At 70.9% G+C, this 4,238-nt stretch carries 5 protein-coding genes; 1 reads left to right on the top strand and 4 read right to left on the bottom strand.

Annotated elements, in window-relative coordinates:
- Positions 1-153: 153 nt before the first annotated feature.
- The 3 genes from ACWGIU_RS31195 to ACWGIU_RS31185 are packed head-to-tail and all read right to left on the bottom strand — an operon-like array spanning position 154 to position 2,609.
- Positions 154-945, bottom strand: a complete 792-nt coding sequence (locus ACWGIU_RS31195; protein WP_453711443.1) for an ABC transporter permease — start codon at positions 943-945, stop codon at positions 154-156.
- Complete coding sequence (locus ACWGIU_RS31190; RefSeq protein ID WP_453711441.1) at positions 942-1,904, bottom strand: ATP-binding cassette domain-containing protein; 963 nt, start codon at positions 1,902-1,904, stop codon at positions 942-944. Before ACWGIU_RS31190 ends, ACWGIU_RS31195 begins: the two co-directional genes overlap by 4 nt.
- A gap of 33 nt (positions 1,905-1,937) precedes the next feature.
- Positions 1,938-2,609 (bottom strand): DUF4097 family beta strand repeat-containing protein, encoded by a 672-nt coding sequence (locus ACWGIU_RS31185; protein WP_453711439.1) that lies wholly within the window; start codon positions 2,607-2,609, stop codon positions 1,938-1,940.
- 248 nt (positions 2,610-2,857) lie between these two features.
- Here ACWGIU_RS31185 and ACWGIU_RS31180 point away from each other — a divergent pair, with 248 nt between their 5' ends.
- Positions 2,858-3,592: a helix-turn-helix domain-containing protein gene (locus ACWGIU_RS31180; protein ID WP_453711437.1), complete on the top strand. Its 735-nt coding sequence runs from the start codon at positions 2,858-2,860 to the stop codon at positions 3,590-3,592.
- A 146-nt stretch (positions 3,593-3,738) separates the two neighbouring features.
- Here the strand turns inward: ACWGIU_RS31180 and ACWGIU_RS31175 are convergent, their stop codons facing one another.
- A complete protein-coding gene (locus ACWGIU_RS31175; RefSeq protein ID WP_453711444.1) occupies positions 3,739-4,146 on the bottom strand; it encodes a VOC family protein in 408 nt (135 codons plus the stop codon).
- Between the last annotated feature and the right edge of the window lie 92 nt (positions 4,147-4,238).

The raw sequence follows: 4,238 nt of genomic DNA, 5'->3' as shown, positions 1-4,238 counted from the left end.
CTCCCCGTACGTGGGTTACGTGGGTCCGCCACCGGACGCGGCCCGTGCGGCGGCCCGGAACGCCGACGGGGGGCGTACGCCGACCGCCGTGTCGGTGTACGCCGCCCGGGGGCGGGACGATTCCGCGGGAGGAGACCCGCACGCTCGTACCGCCTACTTCGGATCGCGGTTGAACGAAGCCGCCGACCAGCGGTAACCGAGCACCGCCAGGCCGATGGACCAGGCGACCGCGAGCCATCCGGCGGAGCCGATCTCGGTACCGAGCAGCAGGCCGCGCAGCGTCTCGATGGCCGGCGTGAACGGCTGGTACCGGGCGATCGGCTGGAACCAGCCCGGCATCGCCTCGACCGGGGTGAACGCGCTGGAGATGAGGGGCAGCAGGATCAGTGGCATCGCGCTGTTGCTGGCGGCCTCGGCGTTCGGGCTGGCCATGCCCATCCCGACGGCGATCCAGGTGAGCGCCAGGGCGAAGAGCGCGATCAGACCGAACGCGGCCAGCCACTCCAGGGCCGTGGCGTCGGTGGACCGGAAGCCGATGGCCACGGCGACGGCGCCGACGAGGACCACGCTGGCGAGTGACTGCAGGACGCTGCCGACGACGTGCCCGACGAGCACGGATCCGCGGTGGATCGCCATGGTGCGGAAGCGGGCGATGATGCCCTCGGACATGTCGGTGGAGACGGACACCGCGGCTCCGATGACGGTGCTGCCGATGGTCATCAGGAGGACGCCCGGGACGACGTAGGCGATGTAGTCGGAGCGGTCGGCGCCGCCGCCCGCCATGCCGGCGCTCATCACGTCGCCGAAGATGTAGACGAAGAGCAGCAGGAGCATGACCGGGGTGAGCAGCAGGTTCAGCGTCAGCGACGGGTAGCGCCGGGCGTGCAGGAGGTTGCGGCGCAGCATCGTGGAGCAGTCGCGCACGGCGAGGGAGAGGGAGCTCATCGGACGTTCTCCTTGGACTGGTGGGGGATGTCGGCCGGGCCGGTGAGGGCGAAGAACACGTCGTCGAGGTCGGGCGTGTGCACGGTCAGTTCGTCCGCCTCGATGCCGGCGGCCTCCAGCCGGTCGAGGACCGCCCGCAGTGCGCGCTGGCTGCCGTCGCTGGGGATCTGCAGCGCCAGTGCCTCGTCGTCCCGGGTGACCTCGTGCAGGGCGAGGGTCGCGGACCGGTAGGCGGCCGGGTCGGTGAAGCGGAGCCGGACGTGTCCGCCGGGGATCAGCCGCTTCAGCTCGTCGGCGGTGCCCTGGGCGGCGATCCTGCCGTCGTTGAGCACGGCGATGCGGTCGGCGAGCTGGTCGGCCTCCTCCAGGTACTGGGTGGTGAGGAAGACGGTGACGCCGCCCGTGACGAGTTCGCGGATGATCTGCCACATGGTGTGGCGGCTGCGCGGGTCGAGGCCGGTCGTGGGCTCGTCGAGGAAGATGATCCGCGGGTCGCCGACCAGCGTCATCGCGATGTCGAGGCGGCGCTTCATGCCGCCGGAGTAGCCGGCGGCGGGCTTCCTGGCGGCCTCGGCCAGGTCGAAGCGTTCCAGGAGTTCGCCGGCCACCCGCCGTCCCTCGCGGCGGGAGAGGTGGTGCAGGTCGGCCATGAGGAGCATGTTCTCCTCGCCGGTGATCAGGCCGTCGACGGCGGAGAACTGGCCGGTGACACCGATCGAGGCGCGTACGGCCTGCGGGTCGGCGGCCAGGTCGTGGCCGTTGATGTGGATGGCTCCGGTGCCCGGGTCCGCGCCGAGGAGGGTGGAGAGGATCTTGACGGCGGTGGTCTTGCCGGCGCCGTTCGGGCCGAGCAGGGAGAAGACCGTGTCGGCGGGGACCGCGAGGTCGATCCCGTCGAGAACGAGCTTGTCGCCGTAGGACTTTCGCAGCCCGTTCGCCGCGATGGCCAGGTCGGTCATGAGGAGTGCTCCGTTCGAGGCGGTGACTACGGGTCAGATGCTGCGGGCGGTGATGTCGCCGTAGGAGGTGGTGGCGCGGATGTTCAGGCCGGCGGCTGCGCCGTCGGTGTTGGTGAGGGCGTTGTGGACGCGGCCGTGGGCGGTGCCGGCGTCGAGGGTGGCGGAGACTCCGCGGGCGACTCCGACGGTGATGTCGCCCGCCTGGGTGGTGAGTTCGACGGTGCCGTGCAGGGCTTCGGTGATCTGCAGGTCGCCCTTCTGGGTGCTGATCCGCGCGGGGCCGCCGAGGCGGCCGACGAAGACATCGCCGGCCATGAGGGTGAGGTGGGCGCTCGCGGTCTCGTCGAGCTTGACGGTGGCCTGGGCGCCCTCGAAGGCGACGTCGCCGAGGCGTCCGACGCCGCGGAACTCGGCGGCCGCGGTCTTCGCCTCGACGCGGGAGCCGGCGGGCAGCTGGACGGTGATCTCGACGGAGCCCGAGTTGCCGAGGAACCGGTTCTTGGCGGGTGCGGCGGCGATCCGCAGGACGCCGTCGCGGTAGTCGGCGGTGGTCTGCTCGGCGGCCTTCACGTCGCGGCCCTTGGAGGCGTCGGCGGGGAGGATCTCGACGGTGGTGTCGGCCCGGTCGGCGGCGATGAACCGGATGAGGCCGGCGGGGATGTCGAGGATGGCGGCGATCGGGGCGGTGGTGGCGAACTTCTGCACGGTACTTCTCCTTCATCGGCGGCGGCTGCGCTCCGTGCGCCCCGCGGTTTCTGATGAATGAAAAGCTACGTTGCGTTCAATGATCTGGCAACGGTCTCGTTGCGTTCTATCCATGTCACAGCAGGTCAGAGCGGAGATTTCATTGCAATGGTCTCACGCTTAACGCAACAGTGCGCAGTCGGATCGTTGCAATGGAATGGAAGTGAACGCTATAGTGGGAGATGCCACGGACCACGAAGGAGACCGCGATGCCGGGAGGCAGGCTCAATCAGCAGGAACGCCAGCACATCGCACTGGGATTGGCCGACGGCCTCGCCTACGCCGAGATCGCCAGGCGCCTCGACCGCCCCACCTCGACCATCTCGCGGGAGGTGATGCGCAACGGCGGCCCCACCGCCTACCGGGCCGACCTGGCCCACCGCGCCACCGAACGCCGCGCCCACCGGCGCAGCCAGACCGCCCCCCGGGGCCCGGAGGCGCTCCCGCAGGCCCACGGACGCGACCCCGAAGCGGTGCGCGAGTTCGAGGACGTGTTCACCGACGTCCTCATCCAGGCGGGCACGCCCAAGATGATGGCCCGCGTGATGTCCTGCCTCTACATCACGGACACGGGCAGCCTCACCGCGTCCGAACTCGTCCAGCGCCTCGGGGTCAGCCCGGCGTCCATCTCCAAGGCGATCACGTTCCTGGAGGGCCAGGGCCTCGTCAGCAGGGAACGCGACGAACGCCGCCGCGAGCGCTACTTCGTCGACGACGACGTCTGGTACCAGGCGATGATCGCCAGCGCCCGCGCCAACGCCCAGATCATAGAAACCGCACGCCAGGGCGTCAGCATCCTCGGCCCCGACACCCCGGCCGCCAACCGCCTGGAGAACATCGCCCGCTTCATGGACTTCGTCTCCGAGAGCCTGACCCGCGCCGCGGAACAGGCGCGCGAGGTCCTCCACACGAAACCGGGCACGCCCCCGGACGGCACCCCTTAGGGCAACCGCCGTGCGGCCCGCAGCCGCCTCGATCAGGAACGCCGCCAAGCCGAGAGGGTGCAGCTGTCTCGGGGCGGGTGTGCCGTCCGCGGACCAGGACCGGCCATCGATCAGGGTCGGCGCCCGTGGTCACGCGGCAGGCCGGCCTACGAGGAAGTGACGGCCTGGCCCCAAGTGCGGGAGCAGAGCACCAGCCGGTAGCCGTCGGGGTCGGCGACGGTGACTCCCCACTCGTCCCAGTACGGGTTGTGGGCGGCGACGCGGGTCCCGCCGTGCTCGACCAGGCGCTGGACGAGGGCCTCGTCGGGGGCCTCGCCGAGGTAGACCACGAACAGGTCGTCGACGGTGGGCACGGGCAGGATCGGGTTCGAGGCGTCACGGGTGAGCTCGAAGTGCCAGCCGCCCCCGGCCGGTCCGACCATCAGCAGGTCGTGCTCCCCGGCGACGCTCTCCGCGCTACGCCACTGCACGGTCAGCCCGAGCCCGTCGACGTAGAACCGCTCGGCGGCCGCCAGGTCGAGCGAGGGCCGGGCGACGCGGACATGTATGTGAATCGATCACGGCCGCCAGCGTACGAAACCCCGCCCGGGCGGGGGTCGTTCGGCCGTCCGGTTCACGGCCGGCCCGTCGGCCGGGGCCCCTGTGC

Source organism: Streptomyces sp. NPDC054840 (assembly GCF_053611065.1).
Note: the sequence above shows the minus strand (reverse complement) of the source record. Positions and strands in the feature narration are given on the sequence as shown.